30 protein-coding genes are annotated in these 25,961 nt (G+C 60.8%); 12 read left to right on the top strand and 18 right to left on the bottom strand.

Features of this window, described 5'->3' with window-relative positions; translation table 11 throughout:
- Positions 1-10 precede the first annotated feature (10 nt).
- Entirely contained in the window at positions 11-652 is a 642-nt protein-coding gene (locus D4A92_RS04970; protein WP_203018497.1) for a LysE family translocator, read from the top strand.
- A gap of 33 nt (positions 653-685) precedes the next feature.
- On the opposite strand, the gene rlmN is transcribed toward D4A92_RS04970, so the two are convergent.
- The 4 genes from rlmN to D4A92_RS04990 all read right to left on the bottom strand — a co-directional run bounded on the left by rlmN (position 686) and on the right by D4A92_RS04990 (position 3,679).
- The gene (gene rlmN, locus D4A92_RS04975) at positions 686-1,924 is read right to left on the bottom strand and encodes a 23S rRNA (adenine(2503)-C(2))-methyltransferase RlmN (RefSeq protein WP_203018499.1); all 1,239 of its coding nucleotides are present in this window, start codon (positions 1,922-1,924) and stop codon (positions 686-688) included.
- A 235-nt stretch (positions 1,925-2,159) separates the two neighbouring features.
- Positions 2,160-2,663 (bottom strand): invasion associated locus B family protein, encoded by a 504-nt coding sequence (locus D4A92_RS04980; protein WP_203019837.1) that lies wholly within the window; start codon positions 2,661-2,663, stop codon positions 2,160-2,162.
- A 263-nt stretch (positions 2,664-2,926) separates the two neighbouring features.
- Positions 2,927-3,307 (bottom strand): YkvA family protein, encoded by a 381-nt coding sequence (locus tag D4A92_RS04985; RefSeq protein ID WP_203018501.1) that lies wholly within the window; start codon positions 3,305-3,307, stop codon positions 2,927-2,929.
- A 69-nt stretch (positions 3,308-3,376) separates the two neighbouring features.
- On the bottom strand, positions 3,377-3,679 hold the full coding sequence (locus tag D4A92_RS04990; protein ID WP_203018503.1) for a 4a-hydroxytetrahydrobiopterin dehydratase: 303 nt from the start codon (positions 3,677-3,679) through the stop codon (positions 3,377-3,379).
- Between the two features lie 28 nt (positions 3,680-3,707).
- On the opposite strand from D4A92_RS04990, the gene D4A92_RS04995 reads away from it, so the two are divergent.
- Positions 3,708-4,166, top strand: a complete 459-nt coding sequence (locus tag D4A92_RS04995; RefSeq protein ID WP_203018505.1) for a low molecular weight protein-tyrosine-phosphatase — start codon at positions 3,708-3,710, stop codon at positions 4,164-4,166.
- On the opposite strand, the gene thpR is transcribed toward D4A92_RS04995, so the two are convergent.
- Positions 4,115-4,708, bottom strand: coding sequence for an RNA 2',3'-cyclic phosphodiesterase (gene thpR / locus D4A92_RS05000; RefSeq protein WP_203018508.1), 594 nt, complete (start codon positions 4,706-4,708; stop codon positions 4,115-4,117). The genes D4A92_RS04995 and thpR overlap by 52 nt on opposite strands.
- Positions 4,709-4,774: 66 nt before the next feature.
- The gene (locus D4A92_RS05005; RefSeq protein WP_203018510.1) at positions 4,775-5,422 is read right to left on the bottom strand and encodes an arylesterase; all 648 of its coding nucleotides are present in this window, start codon (positions 5,420-5,422) and stop codon (positions 4,775-4,777) included.
- A gap of 74 nt (positions 5,423-5,496) precedes the next feature.
- On the opposite strand from D4A92_RS05005, the gene D4A92_RS05010 reads away from it, so the two are divergent.
- From D4A92_RS05010 to D4A92_RS05020, 3 genes are all read left to right on the top strand, one after another.
- Positions 5,497-6,210, top strand: a complete 714-nt coding sequence (locus D4A92_RS05010; protein ID WP_006724419.1) for an ABC transporter ATP-binding protein — start codon at positions 5,497-5,499, stop codon at positions 6,208-6,210.
- Positions 6,207-8,753, top strand: coding sequence for an ABC transporter permease (locus D4A92_RS05015; protein WP_203018512.1), 2,547 nt, complete (start codon positions 6,207-6,209; stop codon positions 8,751-8,753). The genes D4A92_RS05010 and D4A92_RS05015 overlap by 4 nt, the downstream gene beginning before the upstream one ends.
- A 177-nt stretch (positions 8,754-8,930) precedes the next feature.
- The gene (locus D4A92_RS05020; protein WP_203018514.1) at positions 8,931-9,668 is read left to right on the top strand and encodes a Bax inhibitor-1/YccA family protein; all 738 of its coding nucleotides are present in this window, start codon (positions 8,931-8,933) and stop codon (positions 9,666-9,668) included.
- A gap of 134 nt (positions 9,669-9,802) precedes the next feature.
- On the opposite strand, the gene D4A92_RS05025 is transcribed toward D4A92_RS05020, so the two are convergent.
- The 4 genes from D4A92_RS05025 to D4A92_RS05040 all read right to left on the bottom strand — a co-directional run bounded on the left by D4A92_RS05025 (position 9,803) and on the right by D4A92_RS05040 (position 14,737).
- Positions 9,803-10,375, bottom strand: coding sequence for a CarD family transcriptional regulator (locus tag D4A92_RS05025; RefSeq protein WP_054150347.1), 573 nt, complete (start codon positions 10,373-10,375; stop codon positions 9,803-9,805).
- Between the two features lie 382 nt (positions 10,376-10,757).
- On the bottom strand, positions 10,758-11,096 hold the full coding sequence (gene fdxA, locus D4A92_RS05030) for a ferredoxin FdxA (RefSeq protein ID WP_006724415.1): 339 nt from the start codon (positions 11,094-11,096) through the stop codon (positions 10,758-10,760).
- A gap of 192 nt (positions 11,097-11,288) precedes the next feature.
- Positions 11,289-11,699, bottom strand: coding sequence for an RNA-binding S4 domain-containing protein (locus D4A92_RS05035; protein ID WP_203018516.1), 411 nt, complete (start codon positions 11,697-11,699; stop codon positions 11,289-11,291).
- On the bottom strand, positions 11,699-14,737 hold the full coding sequence (locus tag D4A92_RS05040; protein WP_203019838.1) for a helicase-related protein: 3,039 nt from the start codon (positions 14,735-14,737) through the stop codon (positions 11,699-11,701). Before D4A92_RS05040 ends, D4A92_RS05035 begins: the two co-directional genes overlap by 1 nt.
- Before the next feature lie 348 nt (positions 14,738-15,085).
- On the opposite strand from D4A92_RS05040, the gene D4A92_RS05045 reads away from it, so the two are divergent.
- Genes D4A92_RS05045 through D4A92_RS05055 form a run of 3 tightly spaced genes read left to right on the top strand, consistent with a single transcriptional unit; the run spans position 15,086 to position 16,543 of the window.
- Positions 15,086-16,162, top strand: coding sequence for an alpha/beta fold hydrolase (locus D4A92_RS05045; protein WP_203018518.1), 1,077 nt, complete (start codon positions 15,086-15,088; stop codon positions 16,160-16,162).
- Positions 16,095-16,247: a DUF3309 family protein gene (locus D4A92_RS05050; protein ID WP_082511155.1), complete on the top strand. Its 153-nt coding sequence runs from the start codon at positions 16,095-16,097 to the stop codon at positions 16,245-16,247. Before D4A92_RS05045 ends, D4A92_RS05050 begins: the two co-directional genes overlap by 68 nt.
- 41 nt (positions 16,248-16,288) lie before the next feature.
- The gene (locus D4A92_RS05055) at positions 16,289-16,543 is read left to right on the top strand and encodes a glycine zipper domain-containing protein (protein ID WP_203018520.1); all 255 of its coding nucleotides are present in this window, start codon (positions 16,289-16,291) and stop codon (positions 16,541-16,543) included.
- Positions 16,544-16,757: 214 nt separating this feature from the next.
- Here the strand turns inward: D4A92_RS05055 and D4A92_RS05060 are convergent, their stop codons facing one another.
- The 3 genes from D4A92_RS05060 to D4A92_RS05070 all read right to left on the bottom strand — a co-directional run bounded on the left by D4A92_RS05060 (position 16,758) and on the right by D4A92_RS05070 (position 19,233).
- Positions 16,758-17,111, bottom strand: coding sequence for a YunG family protein (locus D4A92_RS05060; protein ID WP_246754030.1), 354 nt, complete (start codon positions 17,109-17,111; stop codon positions 16,758-16,760).
- 66 nt (positions 17,112-17,177) lie between these two features.
- A complete protein-coding gene (locus tag D4A92_RS05065) occupies positions 17,178-17,903 on the bottom strand; it encodes a beta-ketoacyl-ACP reductase (RefSeq protein ID WP_203018524.1) in 726 nt (241 codons plus the stop codon).
- Between the two features lie 148 nt (positions 17,904-18,051).
- On the bottom strand, positions 18,052-19,233 hold the full coding sequence (locus tag D4A92_RS05070) for an acetyl-CoA C-acetyltransferase (protein ID WP_203018525.1): 1,182 nt from the start codon (positions 19,231-19,233) through the stop codon (positions 18,052-18,054).
- A gap of 224 nt (positions 19,234-19,457) precedes the next feature.
- Here D4A92_RS05070 and phaR point away from each other — a divergent pair, with 224 nt between their 5' ends.
- The gene (phaR, locus tag D4A92_RS05075; protein WP_006724404.1) at positions 19,458-20,036 is read left to right on the top strand and encodes a polyhydroxyalkanoate synthesis repressor PhaR; all 579 of its coding nucleotides are present in this window, start codon (positions 19,458-19,460) and stop codon (positions 20,034-20,036) included.
- Positions 20,037-20,077: 41 nt separating this feature from the next.
- Here phaR and D4A92_RS05080 read toward each other — a convergent pair whose 3' ends face one another.
- The 4 genes from D4A92_RS05080 to mtgA form a co-directional block, all read right to left on the bottom strand.
- Positions 20,078-20,473, bottom strand: coding sequence for a hypothetical protein (locus tag D4A92_RS05080; RefSeq protein ID WP_203018526.1), 396 nt, complete (start codon positions 20,471-20,473; stop codon positions 20,078-20,080).
- A gap of 133 nt (positions 20,474-20,606) precedes the next feature.
- The gene (gene rpmF / locus D4A92_RS05085; protein WP_006724402.1) at positions 20,607-20,792 is read right to left on the bottom strand and encodes a 50S ribosomal protein L32; all 186 of its coding nucleotides are present in this window, start codon (positions 20,790-20,792) and stop codon (positions 20,607-20,609) included.
- Positions 20,793-20,948: 156 nt separating this feature from the next.
- Positions 20,949-21,596: a glutathione S-transferase family protein gene (locus D4A92_RS05090; protein WP_203018527.1), complete on the bottom strand. Its 648-nt coding sequence runs from the start codon at positions 21,594-21,596 to the stop codon at positions 20,949-20,951.
- A gap of 72 nt (positions 21,597-21,668) precedes the next feature.
- Positions 21,669-22,484, bottom strand: coding sequence for a monofunctional biosynthetic peptidoglycan transglycosylase (gene mtgA / locus D4A92_RS05095; RefSeq protein ID WP_203018528.1), 816 nt, complete (start codon positions 22,482-22,484; stop codon positions 21,669-21,671).
- A gap of 63 nt (positions 22,485-22,547) precedes the next feature.
- On the opposite strand from mtgA, the gene D4A92_RS05100 reads away from it, so the two are divergent.
- From D4A92_RS05100 to D4A92_RS05110, 3 genes are all read left to right on the top strand, one after another.
- Positions 22,548-23,462 (top strand): polyprenyl synthetase family protein, encoded by a 915-nt coding sequence (locus D4A92_RS05100; protein ID WP_203018529.1) that lies wholly within the window; start codon positions 22,548-22,550, stop codon positions 23,460-23,462.
- Between the two features lies 1 nt (position 23,463).
- On the top strand, positions 23,464-24,519 hold the full coding sequence (gene hisC, locus D4A92_RS05105) for a histidinol-phosphate transaminase (protein ID WP_203018530.1): 1,056 nt from the start codon (positions 23,464-23,466) through the stop codon (positions 24,517-24,519).
- A 63-nt stretch (positions 24,520-24,582) separates the two neighbouring features.
- Positions 24,583-25,215 carry a LysE family translocator gene (locus D4A92_RS05110; protein WP_203018531.1) on the top strand — a complete coding sequence of 211 codons (633 nt, stop codon included), beginning with the start codon at positions 24,583-24,585 and terminating at the stop codon, positions 25,213-25,215.
- 53 nt (positions 25,216-25,268) lie between these two features.
- On the opposite strand, the gene D4A92_RS05115 is transcribed toward D4A92_RS05110, so the two are convergent.
- The gene (locus D4A92_RS05115; RefSeq protein ID WP_006724396.1) at positions 25,269-25,934 is read right to left on the bottom strand and encodes an OmpA family protein; all 666 of its coding nucleotides are present in this window, start codon (positions 25,932-25,934) and stop codon (positions 25,269-25,271) included.
- Between the last annotated feature and the right edge of the window lie 27 nt (positions 25,935-25,961).

A 25,961-nucleotide genomic window follows, 5' to 3' on the forward strand; every position in this document is an offset into this window, starting at 1 on the left:
GGTGACCACCATGGATTTCATCCCGAGCCTTCCCGTCTTTCTCGCCTTCAGCCTGGCGCTCCTTCTCCTCGCCATTACGCCCGGTCCCGACATGACGCTGTGGATCAGCCGCTCACTGCGCGATGGTCGCGCGATCGGTCTGATGACGCTTGCCGGCACAAGCTTCGGGATCTCGATCCACACCCTGCTGGTCGCCTTCGGCATCTCGGCGCTTATCGTTGCCTCGCCGACGGCCTTCATGCTCCTGAAGACCGGTGGCGCTGCCTATCTGCTCTGGCTGGCGCTTCAGGCTATCAGGCACGGCTCGAACTTTGTCATCAAGGCGGATGGTGATGTGGTCGTCTCGAAGAAGGGCGCCTTCCTGAACGGGCTCTGGGTCAATCTCTTGAACCCCAAGGTCATCATCTTTTTCATGACCTTCCTGCCGCAATTCGTCACCGCTAGCGACCCTCATGTGACGGGCAAGCTGATCTTCCTCGGTCTCTGGTCGATCATCCTGTCGCTGCCGATCGGCATCGGCATCGTCTATGGCGCGGATTTCATGTCGAGCTGGCTGCAGGCGAACCGCAAGGTGCTGCGTGGCATCGACTACACCTTCGCAGGTGTCTTCTCGATCTTCGCGGTGAAGATCTTCATGACTCAGGCCAAGTAAGCTGCACGGCGGGACAGCGGCCCCGCCTCACCCTCAATCGTCGTCTTCGCCGTGATTGGCGATCATCATCGCTTCAAACGCCAGACGCTCGGTCTTGCGCATACGCTCCGATTCCGACTTCAGCTGGCCGCAGGCAGCAAGGATATCGCGGCCACGCGGTGTGCGGATCGGCGATGCGAAACCGGCCTGGTTGATGAAGTCGGCAAACTTCTCGATCTGCGCCCAGTCTGAGCACTGGTAGTTCGTGCCCGGCCAGGGATTGAACGGGATCAGATTGATCTTGGCCGGCACGCCCTTGAGCAACTGGATCAGACCCTTGGCATCCTCGAGGCTGTCGTTCACGTCCTTCAGCATCACATATTCGAAGGTGATACGGCGGGCATTCGACAGGCCCGGATAGTTGCGACAGGCCTCGATCAGCTCCTTCAGCGGATACTTCTTGTTGATCGGCACCAGCATGTCGCGGAGCTCATCGCGCACCGCATGCAGCGAGATCGCCAGCATCACACCGATCTCTTCGCCGGTCCGGTAGATCTCCGGCACGACGCCCGAGGTCGACAGCGTGACGCGACGCTTGGACAGCGACAGGCCGTCGCCATCAGTCGCGATCAGCAGCGCCTTCTTCACCTCTTCGAAATTGTAGAGCGGCTCGCCCATGCCCATCATGACGACATTGGTGATCTTGCGATCGCTCGACGGCATCATGGTGCCGACGGGGATCTCGCGGTCCGGGAAATCGCCGAGGCGATCGCGGGCAAGCAGAAGCTGCGAGAGAATTTCCTCGGCCGTCAGATTGCGCACCAGCTTCTGGGTGCCGGTGTGACAGAAGGAACAGGTGAGCGTGCAGCCGACCTGGCTCGAGATGCAGAGCGTGCCGCGGCCCTCTTCCGGGATATAGACGCTTTCCACTTCGACCGGACGGCCGGCACCGCGCGGAGGAAAGCGCAGCAGCCACTTGCGCGTGCCGTCGTTAGAGACCTGCTCTTCGACGATCTCCGGGCGCGCGATGGTGAAATGCGTCTTCAGCATTGCGCGCATGTCCTTGGAGACATTCACCATGTGGTCGAAGTCGGAGACGCCGCGCACATAAAGCCAGTTCCAGATCTGCGCCACGCGCATCTTGATCTGCTTCTCGGGCACACCCTTGTCCCGCAGAGCAGCGCCCAAGGCTTCACGATCGAGGCCGATCAGGCTCGGCTTCTCGAGGGAAGCGGCCGGGCGAACCGGGGCCGCAGTCTGGCTACGCTCTGGAAGCGTCACGGTGACAGTCATCGTCTGGACCTCTGGACCATAGGGAGAAGGACGCTCGGATGGAGCGCTTACCGCCTGGCAGATATGGATTCACGGAACTTGCGAACAGGGCCAAGGACCCATCGCCTTCATTTGCAGCGGCCAATAGCAGCTTTTTTGCCTTCCGTCACCCCGACCCCATGAAGGGTGGTCATGCAAAAATGAAGGAGGCCGGCGATGTTTCGCCGGCCCCCCAAACCAAACAGGCAATGCAGACTTACCTGCAGTTCTGGATCTTCTGCAGCGCGGCAGAGATACCCGAAAGCGAGTAAGTGTAGCTTGTGGCCGTACCACGAGCCGAAGTCGCCTTGACGGTCATGGTCGAACCGCCCCTCATGGCGGCGACGAGTGCCGGTTCTTCGGCTGCGTTTTCAACCCATGCCGAGCTGTCCTTGACGAACAGCACGAAGTTCTTGTTGTCGATCGTCACATTGACCTTGGAGTCGCCCTTCATCGGGTAACCCATCATAGCCTGAGGCTCATACGAGATGTTCTGACCCGGGCGCTGCGAGACGACAAAGAAGATGTCGCCATGATTGACACTCGCCGGCTCCTTCGCCGTCGGAACGGAAAGCACGTAGCACACGGTGCCGCCATTCGACTTGTAGGAGTAGGCACCCCAGGCCCTGAACTGCTCGATTCGCGTGGGCGATTGCGCGTTGGCGAGCCCGCTGCTCGCCAGGAGGATTGCCAGTGCGGTTACGCTACTTCTTACGAACATGTCTTCCTGCCGGTTGTTTCCATCCATCACCCAGCCATGCGACCGGGCGCTCATCGTCAAAACCTGTGTTCAGTTTGACTTAATTTACCTTACCAAACGATGAACGACGCACGCCTTGTTGTCACATTCGGTGTCGACATTCCGTCTGGCGCCCCGAAATCCGGCATAAAACGGTTTTGGGACCTCGGTCCTGCCGACGATGTAGAAGGAAAGAAAAAGGCAAGAGTTGGGCTGTCTGGAGACCAGAGCAGCCACAAAATCGTTTAGGCGGGCAACTCATGTTCAGCGAGGGCCGCATCGGCAGCATCGTAGTGCCGATCCTTGATGTGCCTGTTAATCAGGGCGATGGCCGTTGTCAGCACAGCAATGTCATCAGTGAAGCCGACGACAACAAGCATGTCAGGGATCATATCGATTGGCAGGACAAAGTAGCCGAGTGCAGCCAGCAGGATTCCCCGGACGCGAAACGGTGTCTCACGGTCCGTGGCACAGTAATAAGCGGCCACCAGATCCCGCGAAAACGGTATCTGCCGGGCAGCCTTTTTGAAGGTCGGCCAGAAACGGCTACGAACCTTCGCTTCCTGCTTCTCCTGCGTCTTCTCATCGCCGGGAAGCAGGATCTCACCGATCTTCACGTCATCCATAGCCCATCGATCCTTTCGTTCGGACCCGATCAATCATATGTGAATGGCAGCCTGGAATTTCAATTACCGTCACCCGTTTCGGACAGCCGCCAGATCCATGAGAACGGCGAGCTTGAAATCGAGTTCCGTCACCCCACCGGCAGAATGGGTGGTGAGGGTCACATCGACCTTTTTATAGACGTTGAACCATTCCGGGTGATGATCGAGCTTCTCGGCCGCCAGCGCACTTTCCGCCATGAAGCCGAAGGCCTGGCGAAAATCGCGGAAGACGAAGTGTTTCTCGATTACGGCACCATCACGCCCCAGCGCCCAGCCATGCAACTCCTCCAACCGCGCGGCAATGGACGTCGTATCCAGTTTCTCGTATTTCATGCTGAAACTCCTCCTTCTGGATCGACCGATGCCGGCACCATCCATTCTCTTCGTCTGCCTGGGCAACATTTGCCGGTCACCGCTGGCAGAAGGAATCTACCGCCACCTCACCGCAGGGACCAGCGAAAAGCCCGTGATCGCCTCGGCCGGAATTGGCAACTGGCATGTCGGCAATCCACCGGATCGGCGGTCGATCAAGGTCGCGGCGACAAACGGGATCGACATCTCCCGGCAGCGAGCCCGTCAAGTGCAGCCGCAGGACTTCGACAGGTTCGATCTGGTGGTCGCCATGGACAGAAGCAATCTGGCCAGGCTGCAGTCGCTTCGACCGCAAAACGCGACAGCCAGCCTGCATCTCTTCGCCGAGCTCGCATTCGGGACACAAGAAGATGTGCCCGACCCCTACTACGGTGAAATCGAGGATTTCGAGCGTGTCTACAGCATGCTCTTTTCGGGCTGCAGCGCGGTCGTCTCGAAATTCGAGTAGCCACCCGTCTCATAGAGAGGGAAAATCTCCTCGGTGAGATAGGGACCGCCGCCTACGGATTCCCGGGACGACAGGAGCACGAAGCGTCCAACGCCGAATGGCATTGTATGAAAGTTGCCGCGACCGCTCAGGTAGTGAACGACGTCATCGAGGCGTGAGGCCTTCAAGCGGGCAAGTGTCACGTGCGGGGTGAACTTGCGCGGGTCCGGCGGCAAGCCGATGCGCTGGCAAATGCGCTCGATCTCTCCTTGCAGCGCGAAGAGTTCCGGAGCCGGGGAGACACCTGCCCAAATCGAATGCGGCTTCTTTGAACCGAAGGATCCGATACCGTTCAAACTCAGGGAAAACTCGGGGCGCTCGATCCGATCGAGCCTGTCGACGACTTCGTCCGCCGTTCGGCCATCCACATCACCGATGAAGCGCAGCGTGATGTGGTAATTCTCCACATCGATCCAGCGAGCCCCGGGGAGACCACCGCGCAGCAATGAAAGGCTCATTGCTGCGCTGCGCGGAATTTCGAGGGCAGTGAACAATCTCGGCATGGAGCGCTCCCCGAATCTTTTGCAGGTGCTCACAGCGAATCATGCAATGACATCAGGCGCAAGCGTTTAGTTTGCCTGCCCCTTGATGCCGGCCACCCAAGATTCGGCGAGGGGCAGCATGCGCTCGGCCATGAGCTTCAGCCCCTCGGTATTGGGATGCATTCCATCGTCGAGCAGGAGGCTGCGTTCGGTGATGACGCCGTCGAGCACAAAGGGGTAAAGCGGCAGGGCGTACTTTTCGGCAAGCCGTGGATAGATCGCATTGAACCTCTGGCCGTAGTCATCACCCATATTCGGCGGCGCCAGCATACCCACGAGCAGGATCGGGATATTGCGCTCTTTAAGCCGGATGATGATCTGCTCCAGGTTCTTCTCGGTCTGCTCCGGCGGGATCCCCCGCAAGGCATCATTGGCTCCGAGTTCGAGAATGACGCCATCGGTTCCCTCGGGCACAGACCAGTCGACACGTGACAGGCCGCCTGAGGTGGTATCGCCGGATACGCCTGCATTGGTAATGACGACGTCGTGCCCCTTGGCTACCAGCTGACGCTGAAGCTGGGCCGGCAGCGCATCTCCCTGCGGCAGCTGATATCCGGCCATCAGGCTGTCACCGAGGCCGACAAGCTGCAAAGGCTCGGCCGCAGCAATCCGCGTACCGGCAATGACCGCCAGCAGGATCACGGCGAAATGAAGGAACTGAGCTTTAAAAGTCATGGGGCCTTTCCTAGATTGCTGGGAATGCCGCACTGCGGCGAAGCTTCGTCTTGCCAGATATAGGATGGTCGAGTGTGAGAAACAGCATCATTGAACTGAAAAGCGCCGATCTCACCCTTGGCAACGCTGCAGCCTCCGTTCACGTTTTGAAGAGCATCGACCTGTCGATCGCGGAGAGCGAAGCCGTCGGTATCGTCGGGCCGTCAGGCTCCGGCAAGTCGACGCTTTTGATGGTGCTGGCCGGACTGGAACGCCTCGACAGCGGCGAGATCCACGTTCGCAACACGCCGCTTCACACGCTGAGCGAGGATCGGCTCGCCGATTTCCGCGGCAAGAACATCGGCATCGTCTTCCAGTCCTTCCACCTGATTGCCAACATGACGGCGCTTGAGAATGTCGCCGTCCCCCTGGAACTCGCGAATGTGAAGGGCGCCTTCGACATCGCACGCAAGGAGCTCGAATCCGTCGGTCTCGGCGAGCGTCTCAGCCACTATCCCGGCCAATTGTCCGGTGGCGAGCAACAACGCGTGGCAATCGCACGTGCATTGGCTCCCTCGCCGGCTGTTCTGATCGCCGATGAGCCGACAGGAAACCTCGACACGGAGACCGGCCGGCAGATTGCCGACCTTCTGTTTTCCAAGCAGCAGGAACGCGGCATGACACTGATCCTCGTCACGCACGATCCGTCGCTTGCCGCCCGCTGCACCCGGCAGATCAAGGTGGCATCCGGCCGCATCGCCGGCGACAGCCGAACCGAGCAGACCCGTCTCGCTTCGGTGTCCGCATGACGTCCTTCGGCACCCGTCTGTCCATCGCTTTCCGTATAGCTCTGCGCGAACTGCGTGGCGGCCTGAGCGGCTTCTACATTTTCCTCGCCTGCATTGCACTTGGCACTGGCGCGATCGCAGCCGTGAACTCCGTTTCGACGGCGATCACCAATGCGATTTCCTCGGAGGGACGGACGCTTCTGGCAGGTGACGTTCGCTTCGAACTCGACAATCGCGAGGCGACATCGGACGAACTGGCCTTCCTCGAAGGTTTCGGCACTGTCTCGGTCACCACCAACCTGCGCTCCATGGCGCGCCTGCCCGACGGATCGGATCAGTCGCTCGTCGAAATCAAGGCCGTTGATGAGGCTTATCCGCTCTATGGCAGACTGATCGCCGACCCCGACCAGCCACTTTCCGAATTGCTCGTTGCGGACAATGGCGCTTATGGCGCGGTTGTCGCCCCGCTCCTGCTTGAGCGGATGAATATGAAGGTCGGCGACGAACTGCTGGTCGGCAATAGCCGATTCAGGATCAGTGGCACCATCGTCACCGAGCCGGATGCTATATCCGATGGCTTCGGTTTTGCGCCGCGCTTTCTGACGAGCCGCGAAGGGCTCTTCGCCAGCGGCCTCGTGGCGACCGGCAGCCTCGTCGAACACGCCTACAAGATCCGCTACACTGACCCCGCACCGTCGGCGCAAGCCATTCGCGAACGCGCTCAAGCCGAATATCCGACGGCAGGCTGGTCGATCCGCAGCAGTGATCGGGCAGCTCCTGCCCTGACTGAAAATGTCGAGCGCTTCTCGCAATTCCTGACCCTGGTCGGCCTGACCGCGCTCGTGGTTGGCGGCGTCGGCGTTGCCAATGCCGTTCGCGCCTTCCTCGATTCCAAGCGAACCGTGATCGCCACACTGAAATGCGTCGGCGCACCCGCCTCGGTCGTTGTCATGGTCTATCTGATCCAGATCACGCTTGTGGCGTCCGTCGGCATTCTCGCCGGCTTGGTCCTCGGCGCAATCGCACCCCCGATCGTTGCAAATTATCTCTCCGGCATCCTGCCGATCTCCGCCGAAGCGACGCTTTACCCACGCGCCCTTCTGCTCGCGGCCCTCTTCGGCATGCTCGTCACCTTTGCCTTTGCCATCCTGCCGCTGGGCCATGCCCGCAAGGTGCCGGCGACAGCCCTGTTCCGCGAGCAGGGCTTTGAGGCGTCAGGCCTGCCCTCCTGGCCTTACCTTCTCGCCATGGCTCTGGCGCTTGCCGCATTGGCAGCTCTTGCCATCTTCACCTCCGAACAACAGCGGATCGCGACGATCTTCCTAGGCGCCATGGCGGCTGGATTTGTGCTGCTCCGTGTGGTTGCCATGGGCATCGCCTGGCTTGCGAAACGCAGCCCGCGCATCAATTCGGCGGCACTCAGGCTTGCGGTCGGCAACATTCACCGCCCGGGCGCTTTGACCCCTGCAGTCACCCTGTCGCTCGGCCTTGGCCTCAGCCTGCTCGTGGCGCTGGCGCTGATCGATGGCAATCTGCGGCGAGAACTGACCGGCAATCTGCCGGAAAGGGCACCGAACTTCTTCTTCGTCGACATCCAGAGCGGCGAGATCGACGGCTTCCGCAATCTCGTTGAAGGCATGGCGCCCGAGGGCAAGCTGATCGAGGTACCGATGTTGCGCGGCCGTATCGTCGAGCTCAACGGCACCGATGTCGCCAAGGTCGAGGTGCCGCCGGAAGGCCGCTGGGTTCTGCGCGGCGATCGCGGTCTGACTTATGCGCGAAACGTGCCGGAAAACAGCACCTTGACCGAAGGCGAGTGGTGGGCCGACGGCTATGAAGGCGAGGCTCTCGTTTCCTTCGCCGAGCAGGAAGGGCGCGAACTGGGACTGAAGATCGGCGACACGATCACCATCAATGTGCTCGGGCGCAACATCACGGCGAAGATCGCCAATTTCCGCACCGTCGAATGGGAAAGCCTGTCGATGAACTTCGTCATGGTGTTCTCGCCGAACACCTTTGCCGGCGCTCCCCATGCCTGGTTGGCGACGCTGATCGACCAGGATGCGACCGCCGCCGAGGAAGCCTCGATCCTGCGATCGGTCACGCAGCAGTTCCCGACAATCACGACCGTGAGGGTAAAGGATGCGCTCGATGTCGTCGATCGCCTCGTCGGACAGTTGGCAACGGCGATCCGTGCAGCCGCTGCCATCGCGTTGATTGCATCGGTGCTGGTTCTGTCGGGGGCGCTCGCAGCCGGCAACCGGGCACGCACCCATGACGCCGTGATCCTGAAGACGCTGGGGGCGACCCGCGCCATGCTGATCCGCGCCTTCACCTACGAGTACATGCTGCTCGGCGCAGCCACCGCGATCTTCGCGCTCATTGCCGGTGGCGGCATCGCATGGTTCGTGCTCAGCCAGATCATGAAACTGCCGTCCAGCTTCCTGCCCGATGTGGCCGCGATGACCCTTGTCATAGCGCTGGTGGTCACGATCGGCATCGGGCTCGCCGGAACCTGGCGCATCCTCGGGCAGAAAGCCGCTCCTGTTCTTCGCGAGCTTTGAGGCCAAGAGCGGCGGGCCTTGCCCCGCCGCCTGCAGTATTACGGCGATTTAAGATTGTGGCCCTTGTCGTAGACACGGGAACCTCTCATATTGAAAGCACGCATGCTGGGCTTCGCAGCGGCGCGGGAGCCAATCCGGGCTCCGCTGTCCATTTTCGAAGCTTTGAGAGAGGAAAACATGTCCGAACTTCGCAACTATCAGAGCCGTCAGGGCCAGACCCAGTCGGCCACGATGATCGACGAAGGTCTGCGCGCCTATATGCTGAAGGTCTACAACCTGATGGCACTGGGCCTCGCCATCACTGGTATCGCAGCCTTCGCTACCTTCCAGTTGGCAGTATCAGGCGGTCAGCTTACGGCCTTTGGCCAGGCGATCTTCCTGAGCCCGCTGAAGTGGGTGGTCATCCTGGCACCGGTCGCCATGGTCTTCTTCCTGAGCTTCAGGATCCACAAGATGAGCGTCGCAGCCGCACAGACGACCTTCTGGGTCTATGCCGCGATGATGGGCCTGTCGCTTTCGTCGATCTTCCTGATCTATACGGGAGCAAGCATCGTCCAGACCTTCTTCGTCACGGCCGCCTCCTTCGGCGCCCTGTCGCTTTACGGCTACACCACCAAGCGTGACCTGTCGGCGATGGGCTCATTCCTGATGATGGGTCTCTTCGGCCTGATCATCGCTTCGCTGGTCAACCTCTTCATGGCCTCCTCGGCCCTCGACTTCGCGATCTCGGTGATCGGCGTGCTGATCTTTGCCGGTCTGACCGCCTATGACACGCAGTCGATCAAGGAGTCCTACCACGAGAGCAATTCGAGCGAGATGGCTGGCCGCAACGCCATCATGGGCGCCCTGCGTCTCTACCTCGACTTCATCAACCTCTTCCTGTTCCTTCTGCGTTTCCTTGGAAACCGGAACTGACGGTTAAAGGCAGTCTTTGGGAAACCCCGCTTCGGCGGGGTTTTTCTTTGCCCTGGCGACCGAACCGAACAAGTCAGCCACAAAAAAACCTCCGGTTTTCGCCGGAGGTTTTTTGATGACAGTGTCGAAACGACTTACGCCGCTTCTTCCTGAGTATCGTCTTCTTCGATCGTCTTGCCGCGCTTGGGACCCTTGGCAAGGTTGACCTCGACAAGGCGAACGGCCTCCGTCTCGGACATCTTGTTCACGGCAGCGATTTCGCGTGCCATGCGATCGAGAGCAGCTTCATAGAGCTGACGCTCGGAGTAGGACTGCTCCGGCTGGTTCTCGGCGCGGTAGAGGTCGCGAACGACTTCAGCGATGGAGATCAGGTCACCGGAATTGATCTTGGCATCATATTCCTGAGCGCGACGCGACCACATGGTACGCTTCACGCGAGCCTTGCCTTGAACGACCTTCAGCGCGCGATCGACAAAATCCGTCTCGGACAGCTTGCGCATCCCGATGCTCACGGCCTTGGCAACCGGAACCTTCAGACGCATCTTGTCCTTTTCGAAATCGATAACAAAAAGCTCGAGCTTCATGCCGGCGACTTCTTGCTCTTCGATGGTGGTGATGGTACCCACGCCATGGGCAGGGTATACGATCGACTCGCCGGTCTTGAAGCCATGGCGTGCCGAGGAAGTCTTCTTCTGCTGGGTCGTCATTCTATTCAAATACTCCCTGTTTTGCTCCCGGCGTGATGCCGGCGCCGGGTCGGTCAGGCCCGGATGAGACGACGAGGTTACGAAACTTGTCGTCCTGATCCAGTCCGCGACACAATCAAACGTCACCCTCGTCGCGACTGAGACACGACACAAAAGTGTCGCCGATGTCACGTATATCGCGCGGTGGTGAATTTGCTTTCGTGATGGTTCAGGGCATAGCTATGCCGCAAAGTGGAACAGTTTCAGGAAGCTATCACAAAAAGACGAGGAAATCAATATTTTAGTGCAGTGCGCCACAATCATGGCGCACGCGACGGCGAATCTGACGCCAAGTGATGGAATTTTGGGCAGGATTCCATCTCACCCCACGGGCGGAAAGGTCTCAGTCGCCGGAGCCCGGCTTCTCGGAGAAGAACTGCTCGAACTTGCCATCAACGCCGTCCATTTCCTTGGCTTCCGGCATCGGGTCCTTCTTGACCGTGATGTTCGGCCAGATCTTGGCGTATTCCGCATTGATCTTCAGCCACTTGTCCAGCCCCGGCTCTGTATCGGGCTTGATCGCCTCGGCAGGACATTCGGGCTCGCACACGCCGCAATCGATGCACTCGTCCGGGTGGATGACGAGGAAGTTCTCGCCTTCATAGAAGCAGTCGACAGGGCAGACCTCGACACAATCGGTGTATTTGCAGCGAATGCAGTTATCGGTGACGATATAGGTCATGCGGCACTCCAGGATGGCGTTCTCGAACGGCAGGAGAAAGACGAACGTGGGTGGTTCCGTCGGGAATACGACCCCGTTTGGAACGGCCCGCGCCCTACCGGAAATTTCTGTCGGACGGCAAGTGAGCTAATGCGGAATCCCTGCCAAGGCAAGGATAAACACCCTCAATTCGGGCGCCTTTGTAGAAATTTTCTAATCAGCGGACCAATCCGGCTCGCCGCGCAGATCATCCAGCGCCCGGCGCTCCTTCTTGGTCGGCCGGCCCGCCCCTGGAGCTCTGACGCCTGGCTCGGATGGACTGAAAGGCTTCTTCTCGGGCGGCGGCGTAAGATCCTCATAGAGGAGCCTCGCTTCCTGGTAAGGACCACGCCTCTCACCCGGCAACTTCACGACCAGCACCAGGTCACGCTCGGGCATGGCGATATCGAGACGGTCGCCGACCTTGACCTGATGACTGGGTTGACGAACCTTTTGCCCGTTGACACTGACATGGCCCGCAGCCACCCGCTCTTGCGCGAGGCTGCGTGATTTTGCCACACGGGCGAAGAACAGCCACTTGTCGATGCGCTGGCGCGAACCGCTTGGTGGCTGCTTGTCGTCCATTACTTCTTCAGCTGCTCCTTGAGAGCCGCGAGTTTGGCGAAGGGCGAATCCGGGTCGAGTGGCTTCTCCTTGCGCGGCGGCTTTGCCTCGAAGCGTGCCGGCTGCGACTTGTTGTTGTCGCGCTCCGGCCGCGGACCACGGTCCTTGCGGTCGCCACGATCCTGGCGGTCGCCCTTGCCGGCAAACTTGCCGCGATTGTCATCACGACGCTCGCCACGATTGTCCGAGCGCCGATCGTCACGACGACCTTCGCCACGCTTCTCGCCACCCGCCTCGCCGCCTTCACGGGGAGCCGCGTTACGCTGACCCTGCGGACGACGGTCACCACCCGGACGACCGGTGCCACGCTGATTGTCGCTACGGCCACCTGGACGCCAGAGAAGAACCGGCTTCGGCTCGGTGGATTCGGCAGGCTGCTCCGCCGAGGCGGCATCTTCCGCTGCTGCTGCGGGCTGCTCTTCGGCAACGGCCGCAGGGGCTTCACCTTCGCTCGCCGTTTCGCCAGCCTGATCGGCATCGTCGACGCTGTCGTCTTCGTTCTTTTCGGTAGCTGCGGCCTGCGTGGGGGCCGAGCCAGTGTGCGCCGCAAGGAACGCGGCCGCCTCTTCCGCAGAGATGCTATCCGCACGATAGCCGAGACCCTTCAGGATCTCTTCCATATCATCAGGGGTCGCACCGAGGATCGACAGCATTGCAGTCGTCGTGGTGAAGCGACGACCATCATATGCACCGTCAGGACGCGCCGGCGAACCCGGCTTCCACTGCAGGAGCGGACGAATGAGATCGGCGAGACGCTCGAGGATGTCGATACGCACGGCACGCTTGCCGAGGAACCGGAAGCCGGCGAGCTTGTAGAACATGCGCTCATAGCTCGGATCGGTCACGACCGAGGTACGGCCGGCAGCCAATACGGGGATCAGATCGCCGTAACCCGGCTTGTCGAGGCCGTCATGCTTCAGCGCCCAGAGGAGCGTGATGAGTTCGGCCGGAGCCGGCTTCAGAAGGGCCGGCATAAAGATGTGGTAGGCACCGAAGCGCACACCATAACGGCGCATCGATGCGCGGCCATCCTGGTCAAGGGTCTTGACGTCATCTGCGACATCACGGCGGAACAGAACGCCGAGATTTTCGACCAGCTGGAAGGCCAGCCCCTTGGCAAGCCCCTGCAGGTCTTCGGCGCGCGACAGATCGTCGAGCGGCTTCAGGACCGTCGAGATATGGTGATTGACGAAACGTTCGATGCGGGCAGCAACGTGATCCCGGGCCATGCCGGTCAGTTGTTCATCGGCCAGCAGGATGACACGGGGATGCAGGATGTGATCCGTCCCGATCAGACGCGCAACCGGATCGCCCAGCCAGCGAACGAGACCGTCCGAGCCGATGGCAAGATCATTATTGCCGGAAGCGTGCAGGCGCGCGGCGCGCGCCTCGAATTCGAGCGCCAGCGCCTTGTAGGCGGCAGCCTGAACGGCCTTCGCGTCCGGGCCCTCCATGCCGGAGATCGGCGTGAACCGGAACCCCGCAAGTTGTCCCATGGCATGACCTTCCACGAAGACATCGCCGTTCACACTGATTTCAGCTTCCAACATCGCATTCTCTCTCAAGCGCTTCATGAGCACAGATGTCCTGCGATCAACAAAGCGTTTCGTCAACCGTTCATGTAACGCATCGGACAATCGGTCTTCGATTTCCCGCGTCTTTTCTTGCCAGTGTGTCGGATCGGCAAGCCAGCCGGGCCGGTTCGACACATAGGTCCACGTTCTGATCTGCGCGATCCGCGCCGACAGTGTATCGATTTCGCCATCGGTGCGATCGGATCGGCGCACCTGCTCGGCGAGAAAGTCCTCGTTGACGGTGCCCCGCCTGACCAAATCAAAATACAGACTCTGAATCAGATCAGCATGCTGTGCAGGCGTAATGCGCCGATAGTCGGGCAGCGCGCAGGCTTCCCAGAGTTTTTCCACCCGTTCGGGCCGATCGGTGATGTCGGCGATCTCGGGATAGCGCGAAAGATATTCCAGCGCCTGCTGATCAGTCGCCGGCAGCGCGCGCGTCAATCCTTCGACACGCGGCACTGCATCGAGGCTTCTCTGCAGGCCAGCAATCGACGAGAAATCGAATTTTTCAGTCCGCCATTGCAACACTTTGACGGAATCGAATTGATGCGTTTGCAGCCGTTCGACCAGCTCTTCGTCGAAGGGAGCCACCCGTCCGGTCACGCCGAACGTGCCATCCTTGATATGACGCCCGGCACGACCCGCGATCTGGCCGAGCTCGCCCGGATTGAGGTTGCGAAACTGATAGCCGTCGAACTTTCGATCCTGCGCAAAGGCGACATGGTCGACATCGAGGTTGAGACCCATGCCGATGGCATCGGTCGCCACTAGGTATTCGACATCGCCTTCCTGGTAGAGACCGACCTGGGCATTGCGCGTCCGCGGGCTTAGAGCGCCCAACACGACGGCCGCCCCGCCCCGTTGGCGGCGAATCAGCTCGGCAATCGCATACACTTCTTCCGCGGAGAACGCGACGATGGCTGTCCGCTGCGGCAGACGCGTGATCTTCTTCTGGCCTGCATAGAAAAGCTGCGACAGGCGGGGCCGCTCGACGATGGTGATCCCGGGCAAGAGCTGAATGAGGATCGACTTCATCGTCGCCGAACCGAGAAGCAGCGTTTCCTCGCGCCCCCTCAGATGCAGCAGACGATCGGTGAAGATATGCCCGCGCTCAAGGTCGCCCGCGAGCTGTATCTCGTCGATGGCGACAAAGGCCGCCTTGGTTTCACGCGGCATCGCCTCGACCGTGCAAACGGAGAAGCGCGCTTTCGGCGGGCTGATCTTCTCCTCACCTGTCACGAGCGCCACGTTTTGCGCACCGACACGCTCGACTACGCGCGTATAGACCTCTCGTGCAAGCAATCTCAGCGGCAGACCAATGATGCCAGACCCGTGCGCGACCATGCGTTCGATGGCGAAATGGGTCTTGCCGGTATTGGTTGGCCCCAGCACAGCACTGACGCCGCGGCCACTCAGGATCATGGGTTGCGTATTCAAAGACCGCTCCGCTAGTCGGGACCGCGCTTTTCCGCACACCGGCACCCTCGGCCAACACATGGCGACGAAGGAGGGCAAAGGCAAGGCGCTTGATGCATTCATCCCAGAATTCGGCAGAAAGCTGAGTCCGATCAGAGCCTTGCGTGACCGGAACAGGCTGCGAACGAATCAGCGACGAATCGATGACTCCGGCAGATTCAGGCTTTGTTCCCGGCCGGGTTCCGGCCCGGTTCTGGCCTAAGATGACAGCAGATCGAATACCGGCTTCGAGAGATGCGACGCAGATGGAACAATTGCGAAGGCCGTTACGTTGCGCCGCCGAGGTGAAACCTGATGACATTGTCCCCGCCGCCCGCCGAATGGATTGGAGAGAACGACCTGCCTCAGGACTTTGTCCTGATTCACGGCATGGTCATGGCCCCGTCCTTCTGGCGCACCTATTCCCCTGATGTCGTGCGGCGGGCACGCAGTGCCGCTTACGCCCTGCCAGGACATCATCCCTGGAAACTATCCGAGCCAGGCCAGGCGATCACGCCCGAAGCCGTCGCTTCCGCCTATGCAGAAGCGATCCGCCGAGACTTCGGCGGCAGGCCGGTGACGCTGATCGGCCATTCGACCGGCGGCTTCGTGTCTCTCCTGATCGCCCGGCATTATCCTGAACTCGTGAAGTCGATCGTTCTGATCGGCGCTTTTGCATGCGGCCGTTTCGAAGGCCAGGAACGGCTGCCGGCCAAACTGCTGCGGGTGCCGCGCGTAGGACCATTCCTGTTTCGTCAGTTCTTCCGGCGCTGGATCTCCACCAGCGAGCAATTTCGCTGGGGATCGATCGAATGCGTCTTCGACAAGGACTGCCCCTGGCAGAACGAACGCGCCGTGGCGGCCATGGAAGATGTGCGGCTGCAACTGCAGCAAGCCCGGCCCGAGGACATCGCCGCCTGCATTCGCTTCATGTCCGCAACCACCCTGGTGAACGACCTGTCCGAGATTCATCGGCCGGTGCTCAACATCGTCGGAGCCGAGGACGCGATCGTCCCTTCGGCGCACCAGTTACGGGTGTCGAAGCTCCTGCCTGAGGTGCAGACCGTACTCCTGCGCAATTGCGGCCATCTGCCGATGGTGGAACATCAGACAATGACAGCGGGGATCATAAGCGCGTTTGTCGATGGCATGGCCACGATCGAGGAAAAGCGACAGCGCCAGATCACCGTTTCCGCTGGAAAGGCCGCAGCCGATCTGTTCCGCCTGATGGGTCTCGGTCTTCGTCGGACGGAACAATCTGTCTCCGGTCGCGTTCAAACGGCACAACAAATTATCTTTCATCCAGGCTCAGGAGAGGGTCCAAATGAGTACAATTCTCATCGTCATTCTAATTCTGCTTCTCATCGGCGCTCTGCCGAGCTGGGGCTATAGCCGCGGCTGGGGCTACGGTCCGTCCGGAGGTCTCGGCCTCGTACTGCTCATCCTCATCATCCTGATGTTGATGGGTCGAATTTGACCTGAAGTGAAATCCAACTCTACGTGAAAAGGTATAGGACGATGAAAAAGACCCTTCTGGCACTCGCACTGATCGCCCCGCTCGCATCCTGCACAGCCACGGAACGCGGCGCCGGTATCGGCGCAGCTTCTGGCGCCGTCATCGGTGGTGTAGCCACCGGCAACGTCCGCGGCGCAGCGATCGGCGCAGGCGTGGGTGGTGTTGCTGGCGCGCTGATCGGCAACTCGCAGGAGCGCGCTGGCTATTGCGTGTATCGCGACCGCAACGGCCGCACCTACGAAGCACGCTGCCGCTAACAGCTGCCTCATCCCAAAAGAAAGCCGTCGGACGTCACCGTCCGGCGGCTTTTTCGTTGCCGCATTAACCTCTCGACCAAAGCCGGAACGAATCAACGACGAATCGCGGACTCGCCAGTCTTCCTGGTTTGTTCACTGCTACATATGGTGGAATAACAATTGATTAACCATAGACTTCGGTGGATATTAAGAGTTTCGCGCACCGTTGCAGCGTTCAGCTGTTAACAGGGAGCCCGAGCCTTCCGCACAAGGCGCGATACTGTCCCGGATTGGTCTCGGACATTGCTTCTTCCCTATCCGAGGGCAGATCCTGGTAGCCGATTGGATCAGCGAACTGGTCTGACGTGAAGTCGAAGCGCTGCCCGTCAATGAGGTTGTAGAAGTGGAGCCCCTGCTGAAGGGGGGTCTTCAAAATCTGACCGCCAAACACATCCTGGACGACAAGACTGGTGACGCCACACTGGCCCCTCGCCGGATTGTCCAACGACCAAAGGCTGGAGGTCTCGCGCGACCAAGCTTTTGCGAGGCGTTCGGCAAAATGAGCGAGATCGACGGCCGAATAAACCATGGCACTTCCCAAGAACGAACAAGGCCGGCGCAAGGCCGGCCTTGAAGTCGAAACCTCTCACGGAACTTACACGAAAAACTGACCACCATTGGCGGAGATGGTCGAGCCCGTGATGAAGCCTGCATCATCAGAGGCGAGGAACACGACGCAACGGGCGATTTCTTCGGGCTCGCCAAGACGGCCGACGGGGATCTGTGGAATGATGCGCTCGTTCAACACCTTTTCCGGGATGGCGCGAACCATCTCGGTCCCGATATAGCCCGGGCAGATGGCATTGACCGTGATGCCCTTGGCGGCACCTTCCTGGGCGAGCGCCTTGGTGAAACCGAGATCGCCGGCCTTCGCCGCGGAATAGTTGGCCTGCCCCATCTGGCCCTTCTGGCCGTTGATCGAGGAGATGTTGATGACGCGACCGAAGCTGCGGTCACGCATGCCTGTCCAGACCGGGTGGGTCATGTTGAAGAGACCGGTGAGGTTGGTGTTGATCACCTCGCCCCACTGCTCGGGCGTCATCTTGTGGAACATCGCGTCGCGGGTGATGCCGGCATTGTTGACGAGCACCTCCACGGGTCCGAGTGCCGACTCGACGGCAGCGATGCCATCGACGCAGGCCTGGTAATTGGAGACATCCCATTTGAACACCGGAATGCCGGTCTCGGCTTCGAAGGCCCTGGCCTTTTCTTCATTGCCGGCGAAGTTCGCCGCAACCTTGTAGCCTGCATTCTTCAAGGCGACCGAAATCGCCGCACCGATGCCGCGTGTGCCACCAGTCACCAAAGCTACTCTGCTCATGCTGTCCTCCCCGTTCTTTTTCTATGGGTTCCCATCTGGATCACCGCCGCGTTCCCGTCGCGCCGGCATGACTTGGCCACCCCGGCGGAGAGCCGGGACGGAAATTCGTCAGGTCAAGGGCGAGCGGCCGCCATTCGAAGAGGCCGGATCAGAATGCCTCGAGGCACATGGCGACACCCATGCCGCCGCCGATGCACAGCGTGGCAAGGCCCTTCTTGGCGCCGCGACGCTTCATCTCGAACAGCAGCGTGTTGAGAATGCGGGCACCGGACGCGCCGACCGGATGACCAATGGCGATTGCGCCGCCATTGACGTTGACGATCGAAGTATCCCAGCCGAGATCCTTGTTGACGGCGCAGGCCTGTGCCGCAAAGGCTTCATTGGCTTCGACGAGATCGAGATCCGTGATCTTCCAGCCGGCCTTTTCGAGCGCCTTGCGCGAAGCCGGGATTGGGCCGGTGCCCATGATCTTCGGATCAACACCTGCGGTTGCCCAGGAGACGACACGGGCGAGCGGCGCGATACCACGACGCGAAGCCTCTGCCTCGGTCATCAGCAGAGCGGCCGCCGCGCCATCATTGATGCCGGAGGCGTTGCCGGCGGTGACCGTGCCTTCCTTGTCGAAGGCGGGTTTCAGCTTCTGCATGCTTTCGAGCGTCGCACCGATGCGGATGTACTCATCCTGATCGACAGTGACGTCGCCCTTGCGGCCGGGCACGATGACTGGAACGATCTCATCCTTGAAACGGCCGGCCACCTGGGCGGCCTCTGCCTTGTTCTGCGAAGCGACTGCAAAGGCGTCCTGTTCGTCGCGGGTCAACTGCCACTGGCGGGCGACATTCTCGGCGGTCGTGCCCATGTGATATCCGTAGAAGGCATCGGTGAGGCCATCCTTGATCATGGTGTCGACCATCTTCAGGTCGCCCATCTTGGTGCCGTTCCGCAGGTGCGCGCAGTGCGGCGCCATCGACATCGATTCCTGCCCGCCCGCAATGATAATCTTCGCATCGCCCGTCGCGATCTGCTGCATGCCGATGGCGACGGCACGCAGGCCGGAACCGCAGAGCTGATTGAGCCCCCAGGCCGTCGCCTCCTGCGGAATACCGGCCTTCATTGCTGCCTGGCGAGCCGGGTTCTGGCCCTGCCCTGCGGTGAGGATCTGCCCGAGAATGACTTCGTCGACTTCGCCAGCCTCGACGCCGGCGCGCTCCAGCACGGCCTTGATGGCGATGGCGCCGAGATCATGCGCTGCGACGGATGACAACGCCCCGTTGAAAGATCCGACCGGGGTTCTGGCAGCGCTCGCGATAACGATGGACGGGGTGCTCATGGAGGTCTCCTCGGGTTTTGTGATTGAGGAGAAACTGACAAAGACTGCCTCCGGTGTCAAACAAGATAAGCCCGGCATTCTCGTTCTTTGGTTGCGCTTTCCTGTCTTTCGTCAAATGCCGATCCTGCATCGCACAAAGAGATTGTCACCGGACTGAATTTGCGCTTACACTTGACTTCGGGAAGAGCAAAAACAATCGAAAAACGACGGGTTAGGAGACTGAAATGGCCAAAGCCGATGGCGAAATCGTTATCAAGAAGTACGCCAATCGACGCCTCTACAACACCGGGACCAGCACCTACGTCACCCTTGAGGACCTTGCCAAGATGGTCAAGAAGGGCGAGGATTTCGTGGTGCAGGATGCCAAGTCCGGTGACGACATCACGCATTCCGTCCTGACCCAGATCATCTTCGAGCAGGAATCCAAGACCGGCAACACCCTGCTGCCGATCTCCTTCCTGCGCCAGCTCATCAGCTACTATGGCGACCAGATGCAAATGGTCGTCCCGAGCTTCCTGGAACATTCGATGAAGGCCTTCACCGAACAGCAGACCCAGATGCGCGAGCAGATGACCAAGGCCTTCGGCGACCATCCGCTGTCGAAGAACCTGCAGATGCCGATCCAGCTGATGGAAGAGCAGGTCAAGCGCAATACCGAGATGTTCCAGCAGGCCATGCAGATGTTCTCGCCCTTCCTCGGCGGCCAGCAGCCGGCCAAGGAAACCAAGAAGGCGGAAGCCAAGGATATCGACGAATTGAAGGAGCAGTTGCGCTCCCTGCAGAACAAGCTCGACAACCTCTGATTCAGGACAAGGCCCCGGATGGGGCCTTTTTCGTATCCGGATCAGAGCCCGATCGAAACGTCCCGTCCGGCGGCCCGGTTGGAGATCGTGAAGCCAGCGACGACGTCGATGAAGGCGATGACCATCAGGCTGAAGAAAAGCTGCGTTGCTGCGTCGCGCACCAGCAGGAATTCGACGAGAAAACCGATAAAGACCACCATCGAAAACATGTGGTTCATCAGCGATCCGCGGGTACTCAGCGTTGCTTTCAACACCTCGAAAAACAGGGCAATCAGCGCTGACAGGATGACGAGATCGCCGAGCGTCATCGTCCAGACGGCACCCGACAGCATCGGCACGGTCATGATCACGCTCGAGAAGGCGGCAATCCCGCTTCCGAGCATCACGGCGTTGTAGAAGATGAAGGGAACGATCATCAGCGGCACGGCAATCAGCATGCGGAATCCTTCCTTGCACTGCGATCCCGTCCGGCTCCGCAGCGGGCGCGGCGCGATTTAACTATGCCTAGTGACAAATGAAAAGGCCGGCGCAAGCGCCGGCCCTTCAAACTAGTCAGTCAAAGCGCAGGAATTATGCGCTTTCCTTCGGCGTCAGAACCTGACGGCCGCGATACATACCGGTCTTCAGATCGATATGGTGCGGGCGGCGCAGTTCGCCAGAGTTCTTGTCTTCGACATAGGTCGATGCCTTCAGCGCGTCAGCAGAGCGGCGCATACCGCGCTTGGACGGGCTTGTTTTTCTTTTCGGTACAGCCATTTTCGTTACTCCACGTGACGGACAAGACGGGTTTATGCGGCCTCGATGAGGCCGGACAGAACCTGTCTCGATCTCGGAATTTGGCGGGCTTATACATGCCCGAAGTGGGTTTGACCAGTCCCCAGGTCACTTTTTTCGAATCTAAGCGAGGCCCGTTCAGGCCTCGTCTTCGGCCACGATCCAGGGTTCAGCAAGTGCTGCCGTCTCCCAGCTACGCCAGGCCGGATGCGCTCGCATGGCATCCATATAGGCGATCGTCTCCGCATCACTTACCAGATCATAGGCTGCAAAGCGATTCACGACCGGTGCGAACATGGCGTCGGCTGAGGAGAATGCGCCAAACAGGAAGGGTCCGCCCGAACGTGTCCGCATCTCGCGCCAGATCGCCTCGATGCGCGCAACATCGGCCGTCACGCCCGCGGGCAGCGGGATCGCCTTCACGGGCCGCCGCAGGTTCATCGGGCAGGCGCCACGCAAGGCCCGAAACCCGGACAGCATTTCCATCGAAATGGAACGCGCAAGCGACCGGCTCTCGCGATCAGCAGGCCAGAGCCCGGCATCGGGATAGAGCTCGGCGACATATTCGATGATCGCGAGCGATTCCCAGACACGGACAGAGCCGTGATGCAGCACCGGGACCTTGCCGGTCGGCGATAGCGCGCGGAATTGAGGATGCGTCGCACCCGGGCCGAACGGGATCAGTTCTTCGCGAAACGGGATGCCGGCGGCGGTCATCGCGATCCAAGGTCGAAACGACCAGGAAGAGTAGTTCTTGTTGGCGATGTAGAGGATCAAGTCGTCCATGGCGCGCTCCGCGTTATCGAGAACCGATCCTAGACGCGCGACATCGGTTCCGACCAACGAAAGCTTCTGATCTCAGCCATAAAGACAAGTGATGTAATCACCGGAGGCGCGCGCACGACGTTCGACGACCCCGGCCAGACGCTTCAGACCCGGCCCCGGCTTGCTCGCGACTCGATCGATCGGGTTTGGCAGCGACACGGCGAGAAGGGCTGCCTGCTGGCGGCTGAGCTTCGCGGCCGACGTCTTGAAGTGGTGCTGCGCGGCCGCTTCGATGCCGTAGATGCCAGGCCCCCATTCGGCAATGTTGAGGTAGATCTCCATCGTCCGCTGCTTGGGCCAGGCGGCATCCAGCACCAGCGCCAGCGGCAGTTCGAGGCCCTTGCGAATGAAAGAGCGCCCGTTCCAGAGGAAAAGGTTCTTGGCGGTCTGCATGGGGATCGTGCTGGCACCGCGCGTCGCCTCGCCCGCCATTGCGTCGTCGATCACGGACTGCAGCTGGGCCCAGTCCACGCCGCCGTGATTACAGTACTGGCCGTCCTCCGACATCATCACCGCCCGAACGAGATTCGGCGAGATATCCTCGAAGTCCACCCAGCGGCGGTCATAGCCCTGCAAGGTGACGAGATCCGCAAGCATCAGCGTCGAGACAGGCCGGACGAAATCCAGCCGGTAGAGCAAAATCAGGAGGTAAGGCGCGGCGAGGAAGAGGAAGAGCGCGATAAACACGGCCCGGAGGATACGGGGCCGACGCCGCCGCTTCGGTTCCGGCGCAAACTTCTCGTCTTGCTCCAATGCCTCGACTTCCAGTGTCAATGAAGTGGGGTCCGTGATCGATGATGGACCCTCATAGCCGCCCTCTTGGCAAATGACCAGTCTGGCTGCGCGCATCCGCCTCTTTCCTCGGCTCAATTTCCCGTTGCCTGACCAGGGGTAGCGTGCCAAATAGCCGTGATGACCAAGAGCGCCGATGCCTTTGAAAAAAGCCTGAATACCCACGCCACGCTCGTCGAGGCGAGGCTCGACATCCTGCTGGACGCAACGCCGCGTCCGGCGGAAGTCGTCCGCCCCAAGCGGCTGATCGAGGCCATGCATTACGGCGCCCTGAACGGCGGCAAACGCCTTCGGCCCTATCTGGTGATGCAGGCGACCCGCCTCTTCGGCGGAAGCGAAGAGGCTTCCCTGCAGGTCGGCTGCGCGCTCGAATGCCTGCACAGCTATTCGCTCGTCCATGACGACCTACCCGCCATGGACGACGACGATCTGCGCCGCGGCAAGCCGACCGTGCACAAGCAGTATGACGAAGCAACCGCGATCCTCGCCGGTGACGGACTCTTGACATACGCCTTCGACATCATCGCTTCACCGCAAACACCCCTGCCCGACACAGCCAAGGTGGCCCTCGTGCTCGAACTGTCCCGCGCAGCCGGGATTGGCGGTATGGCCGGCGGCCAGATGCTCGATCTCGCTGCCGAAACCGATCAGCCCGACGAAGCAGGCATCGTGATGCTGCAGGCCATGAAGACGGGCGCACTTCTGCGCTTTGCCTGTGAGGCAGGCGCCATCATTGCCGGTCGCCCGGCGGAAGACCGCGATCGCCTGCGCCGCTTTGGCGAAATCATTGGCCGCGCCTTTCAGCTGGCCGACGATCTGCTCGACATCACCTCGGATGCAGCAACCCTCGGCAAGGCGACCGGCAAGGACGCGGCCAAGGGCAAGGCGACGCTGGTTGGCCTCAAAGGCACCGACTGGGCCCGCGCCGAGCTCGACCGGCTGGTCACCGAAGCAAACGCCCTTCTTGAGCCCTACGGCGAACAGGCCGAACCGCTCAAGGAAGCCGCCCATTTCATCGCCTACAGGAAGAAATAGCATGAGCCGTTTCTGGTCGTCCGCCATCCATGCGCTGGAACCCTATGTCGCCGGCGAACAGCCGAAGATCCCGGGCCTTGTGAAGCTCAACACCAATGAGAGCCCCTACGGGCCCTCGCAGAAGGTGCTGGAAGCGATCGCGGCCACGTCCGGGGAGCGTCTGCGCCTTTATCCTGATCCGGCGTCCACGGGCCTGCGCGAGGCCATCGCGAAGCGCTTCGATCTGGCCATGAACGAGGTGTTCGTCGGCAACGGCTCGGACGAAGTGCTTGCCTTCACCTTCGCGGGTCTCTTGAAGCACGACGCGCCGCTGCTTTATCCCGACATCACCTACAGCTTCTACAAGACCTATGCCCGGCTCTTCGAGGTCAAGGTCGAGGAGATCCCGCTGGATGATGAGCTTCAGATACGTGTCGGCGACTACAGCCGCCCCTGTGGCGCAATCATTCTGGCCAATCCAAACGCCCCGACCGGCATCGCTCTCCCCCTCTCGGAGGTCGAAAAGCTGGTCGCCTCGCACCCGGATCAGGTCGTGGTCATCGATGAGGCCTATGTCGATTTCGGCGCAGAGACGGCAGCTTCGCTGATCCCGCGCTACGAGAATTTGCTCGTTGTCCAGACCTTCTCGAAATCCCGCTCGCTGGCGGGCCTGCGCGTCGGTTTCGCGCTCGGCCAGCGGCCGCTGATCGAGGCACTGGAGCGGATGAAGGACAGCTTCAACTCCTATCCCGTCGACATGCTGGCCCAGGCCGCTGCAACCGCAGCGATCGAGGATGAAGCCTGGTTTGACGAGGCCTGTGGCAAGATAATTGCCAACCGCGAGATGGTGACCAAAGCGCTCGAAGTTCGTGGCTTCGAGGTCCTGCCGTCGTCGACCAACTTCGTCTTCGCCCGTCATCCGGCGCATCAGGGGGCAGATCTGCAGAAGGGTCTGCGCGAGCGCGCCGTCCTCGTCCGGCATTTCAACAAGCCGCGCATTTCGGACTTCCTCCGCGTGACCATCGGCACGACAGAGGAATGCCATCAGTTTCTGAAGGCGATCGATCAAATCATCTGAAGTGTCGCTCGCGTCGAAAAGCGGTACGCTCCTGCAACCTTTAGTGAGAGCCGGAGCGTGCCCGTGACTGAAATCCTGCAACACTGGCCTCAGGTCGTGGCCGCCTACCTGGTCTACCTCGTCGCGGTCTTGAGCCCCGGCCCGGCCACCATGGCCATCGCCTCCGCCTCGCTTGGCCAGGGGCGTCGCCATGGCCTGACGATCGCGTCCGGTATCTTCTGCGGATCCATGACCTGGGCCATCGCGGCCTCCCTGGGGTTGGCCGCGATCCTGTCGCAGTATGCGCAGGCGCTGATCCTGATGCGCATCCTCGGCGGGCTCTATCTGCTCTATCTCGCCTGGCGTGCCTTCCGCTCCGCCGCGAGCAGCATCGACCCGCTCTCGCTGACGAAGGCCGCTTCGAGCCTGAAACGCACTTTCCTGATGGGCTATGCGATCCACCTGACGAACCCCAAGGCGATCTTTGCCTGGCTCGCCATCATCTCGCTCGGCCTTCCGGCCGGTGCAACACCAACGGCCGTCGCGATCATCGTCTGCGGTTGCCTTGCGACCGGCTTCGCCGTCTTCATGGGCTATGCGCTGTTGTTCTCGACCCCCGGTTCACTGCGCATCTACCGCGCAGCGCGCCGTTACATCGATGGGACGCTGGCGGTCCTGTTTGCCACTGCCGGCGTCAAGATGCTGACCTTCCGCTGAAACTAAAAAGGCGCCGCACGAATGGCGGCGCCTTGCATGTGGTCGATCGCCGATCAGCCCTGTGTGAGCGGCGAGATCTGGATTTCGACGCGGCGGTTCTGCGCACGGCCGTCCGGAGTGGCGTTCGAGGCAACCGGCTGGTTCGGGCCGAAGCCGACGGCAGAGACGCGCCGCGGATCGACACCCTGACCGTTGAGGTAACCTGCAACCGACATGGCGCGACGTTCGGACAGACCCTGGTTGTAAGCCTGGCTGCCGGTCGAATCGGTGTGACCGTTGATGTCGATCAGGGTCCGGTCGAACTTGCGCAGCACGATCGCAACCGAGTTCAGCGTCGGGTAGAACTGCGGCATGACCGCATCCTGATCGGTGTTGAAGGTGATGTTCGACGGCATGTTGAGGATGATGCGATCGCCGACACGGGTGACCGAAATGCCGGTGCCCTGCAGCTGCGCACGCAGTTCCGATTCCTGCTGGTCCATGTAATTGCCGATCGCGCCGCCTGCGAGCGCGCCAACACCGGCACCGATGAGCGCGGCATTCCGACGTCCGACCGGCGAACCGCCGACGGCCAGGCCTCCAAGCGCACCGACGGCCGCACCGATCGCGGCGCCACCCGCCGTATTCGAAACCTTCTGCTCGCCCGTATAGGGGTCGGTCGTGGTGCAGGCGCTGAGATAGGTTGCGCAAAGCGCGATGATGGCGATCTTCTTGATCATGCTCGGTGTCCCTCCAGTATTCGGCTG

It is taken from the genome of Rhizobium rosettiformans (assembly GCF_016806065.1).
In the GTDB taxonomy this organism is placed as follows: Bacteria; Pseudomonadota; Alphaproteobacteria; order Rhizobiales; family Rhizobiaceae; genus Allorhizobium.

What these genes read in the sequence shown, in the direction of transcription:
- rlmN (WP_203018499.1), bottom strand. Translation starts at nt 1,924, where the DNA reads ATGACTGTCACCGTGACGCTTCCAGAGCGTAGCCAGACTGCGGCCCCG.
- D4A92_RS04985 (WP_203018501.1), bottom strand. Translation starts at nt 3,307, where the DNA reads ATGGATGACGTGAAGATCGGTGAGATCCTGCTTCCCGGCGATGAGAAG.
- D4A92_RS04970 (WP_203018497.1), top strand. Translation starts at nt 11, where the DNA reads ATGGATTTCATCCCGAGCCTTCCCGTCTTTCTCGCCTTCAGCCTGGCG.
- D4A92_RS04990 (WP_203018503.1), bottom strand. Translation starts at nt 3,679, where the DNA reads ATGAAATACGAGAAACTGGATACGACGTCCATTGCCGCGCGGTTGGAG.
- D4A92_RS05025 (WP_054150347.1), bottom strand. Translation starts at nt 10,375, where the DNA reads ATGACGACCCAGCAGAAGAAGACTTCCTCGGCACGCCATGGCTTCAAG.
- D4A92_RS04995 (WP_203018505.1), top strand. Translation starts at nt 3,708, where the DNA reads ATGCCGGCACCATCCATTCTCTTCGTCTGCCTGGGCAACATTTGCCGG.
- thpR (WP_203018508.1), bottom strand. Translation starts at nt 4,708, where the DNA reads ATGCCGAGATTGTTCACTGCCCTCGAAATTCCGCGCAGCGCAGCAATG.
- D4A92_RS04980 (WP_203019837.1), bottom strand. Translation starts at nt 2,663, where the DNA reads ATGTTCGTAAGAAGTAGCGTAACCGCACTGGCAATCCTCCTGGCGAGC.
- phaR (WP_006724404.1), top strand. Translation starts at nt 19,458, where the DNA reads ATGGCCAAAGCCGATGGCGAAATCGTTATCAAGAAGTACGCCAATCGA.
- D4A92_RS05035 (WP_203018516.1), bottom strand. Translation starts at nt 11,699, where the DNA reads ATGGACGACAAGCAGCCACCAAGCGGTTCGCGCCAGCGCATCGACAAG.
- hisC (WP_203018530.1), top strand. Translation starts at nt 23,464, where the DNA reads ATGAGCCGTTTCTGGTCGTCCGCCATCCATGCGCTGGAACCCTATGTC.
- D4A92_RS05055 (WP_203018520.1), top strand. Translation starts at nt 16,289, where the DNA reads ATGAAAAAGACCCTTCTGGCACTCGCACTGATCGCCCCGCTCGCATCC.
- D4A92_RS05070 (WP_203018525.1), bottom strand. Translation starts at nt 19,233, where the DNA reads ATGAGCACCCCGTCCATCGTTATCGCGAGCGCTGCCAGAACCCCGGTC.
- D4A92_RS05045 (WP_203018518.1), top strand. Translation starts at nt 15,086, where the DNA reads ATGACATTGTCCCCGCCGCCCGCCGAATGGATTGGAGAGAACGACCTG.
- D4A92_RS05020 (WP_203018514.1), top strand. Translation starts at nt 8,931, where the DNA reads ATGTCCGAACTTCGCAACTATCAGAGCCGTCAGGGCCAGACCCAGTCG.
- D4A92_RS05065 (WP_203018524.1), bottom strand. Translation starts at nt 17,903, where the DNA reads ATGAGCAGAGTAGCTTTGGTGACTGGTGGCACACGCGGCATCGGTGCG.
- D4A92_RS05060 (WP_246754030.1), bottom strand. Translation starts at nt 17,111, where the DNA reads ATGGTTTATTCGGCCGTCGATCTCGCTCATTTTGCCGAACGCCTCGCA.
- fdxA (WP_006724415.1), bottom strand. Translation starts at nt 11,096, where the DNA reads ATGACCTATATCGTCACCGATAACTGCATTCGCTGCAAATACACCGAT.
- D4A92_RS05090 (WP_203018527.1), bottom strand. Translation starts at nt 21,596, where the DNA reads ATGGACGACTTGATCCTCTACATCGCCAACAAGAACTACTCTTCCTGG.
- D4A92_RS05080 (WP_203018526.1), bottom strand. Translation starts at nt 20,473, where the DNA reads ATGCTGATTGCCGTGCCGCTGATGATCGTTCCCTTCATCTTCTACAAC.
- D4A92_RS05040 (WP_203019838.1), bottom strand. Translation starts at nt 14,737, where the DNA reads ATGATCCTGAGTGGCCGCGGCGTCAGTGCTGTGCTGGGGCCAACCAAT.
- D4A92_RS05005 (WP_203018510.1), bottom strand. Translation starts at nt 5,422, where the DNA reads ATGACTTTTAAAGCTCAGTTCCTTCATTTCGCCGTGATCCTGCTGGCG.
- rpmF (WP_006724402.1), bottom strand. Translation starts at nt 20,792, where the DNA reads ATGGCTGTACCGAAAAGAAAAACAAGCCCGTCCAAGCGCGGTATGCGC.
- D4A92_RS05050 (WP_082511155.1), top strand. Translation starts at nt 16,095, where the DNA reads ATGAGTACAATTCTCATCGTCATTCTAATTCTGCTTCTCATCGGCGCT.
- D4A92_RS05115 (WP_006724396.1), bottom strand. Translation starts at nt 25,934, where the DNA reads ATGATCAAGAAGATCGCCATCATCGCGCTTTGCGCAACCTATCTCAGC.
- D4A92_RS05015 (WP_203018512.1), top strand. Translation starts at nt 6,207, where the DNA reads ATGACGTCCTTCGGCACCCGTCTGTCCATCGCTTTCCGTATAGCTCTG.
- mtgA (WP_203018528.1), bottom strand. Translation starts at nt 22,484, where the DNA reads ATGCGCGCAGCCAGACTGGTCATTTGCCAAGAGGGCGGCTATGAGGGT.
- D4A92_RS05100 (WP_203018529.1), top strand. Translation starts at nt 22,548, where the DNA reads ATGACCAAGAGCGCCGATGCCTTTGAAAAAAGCCTGAATACCCACGCC.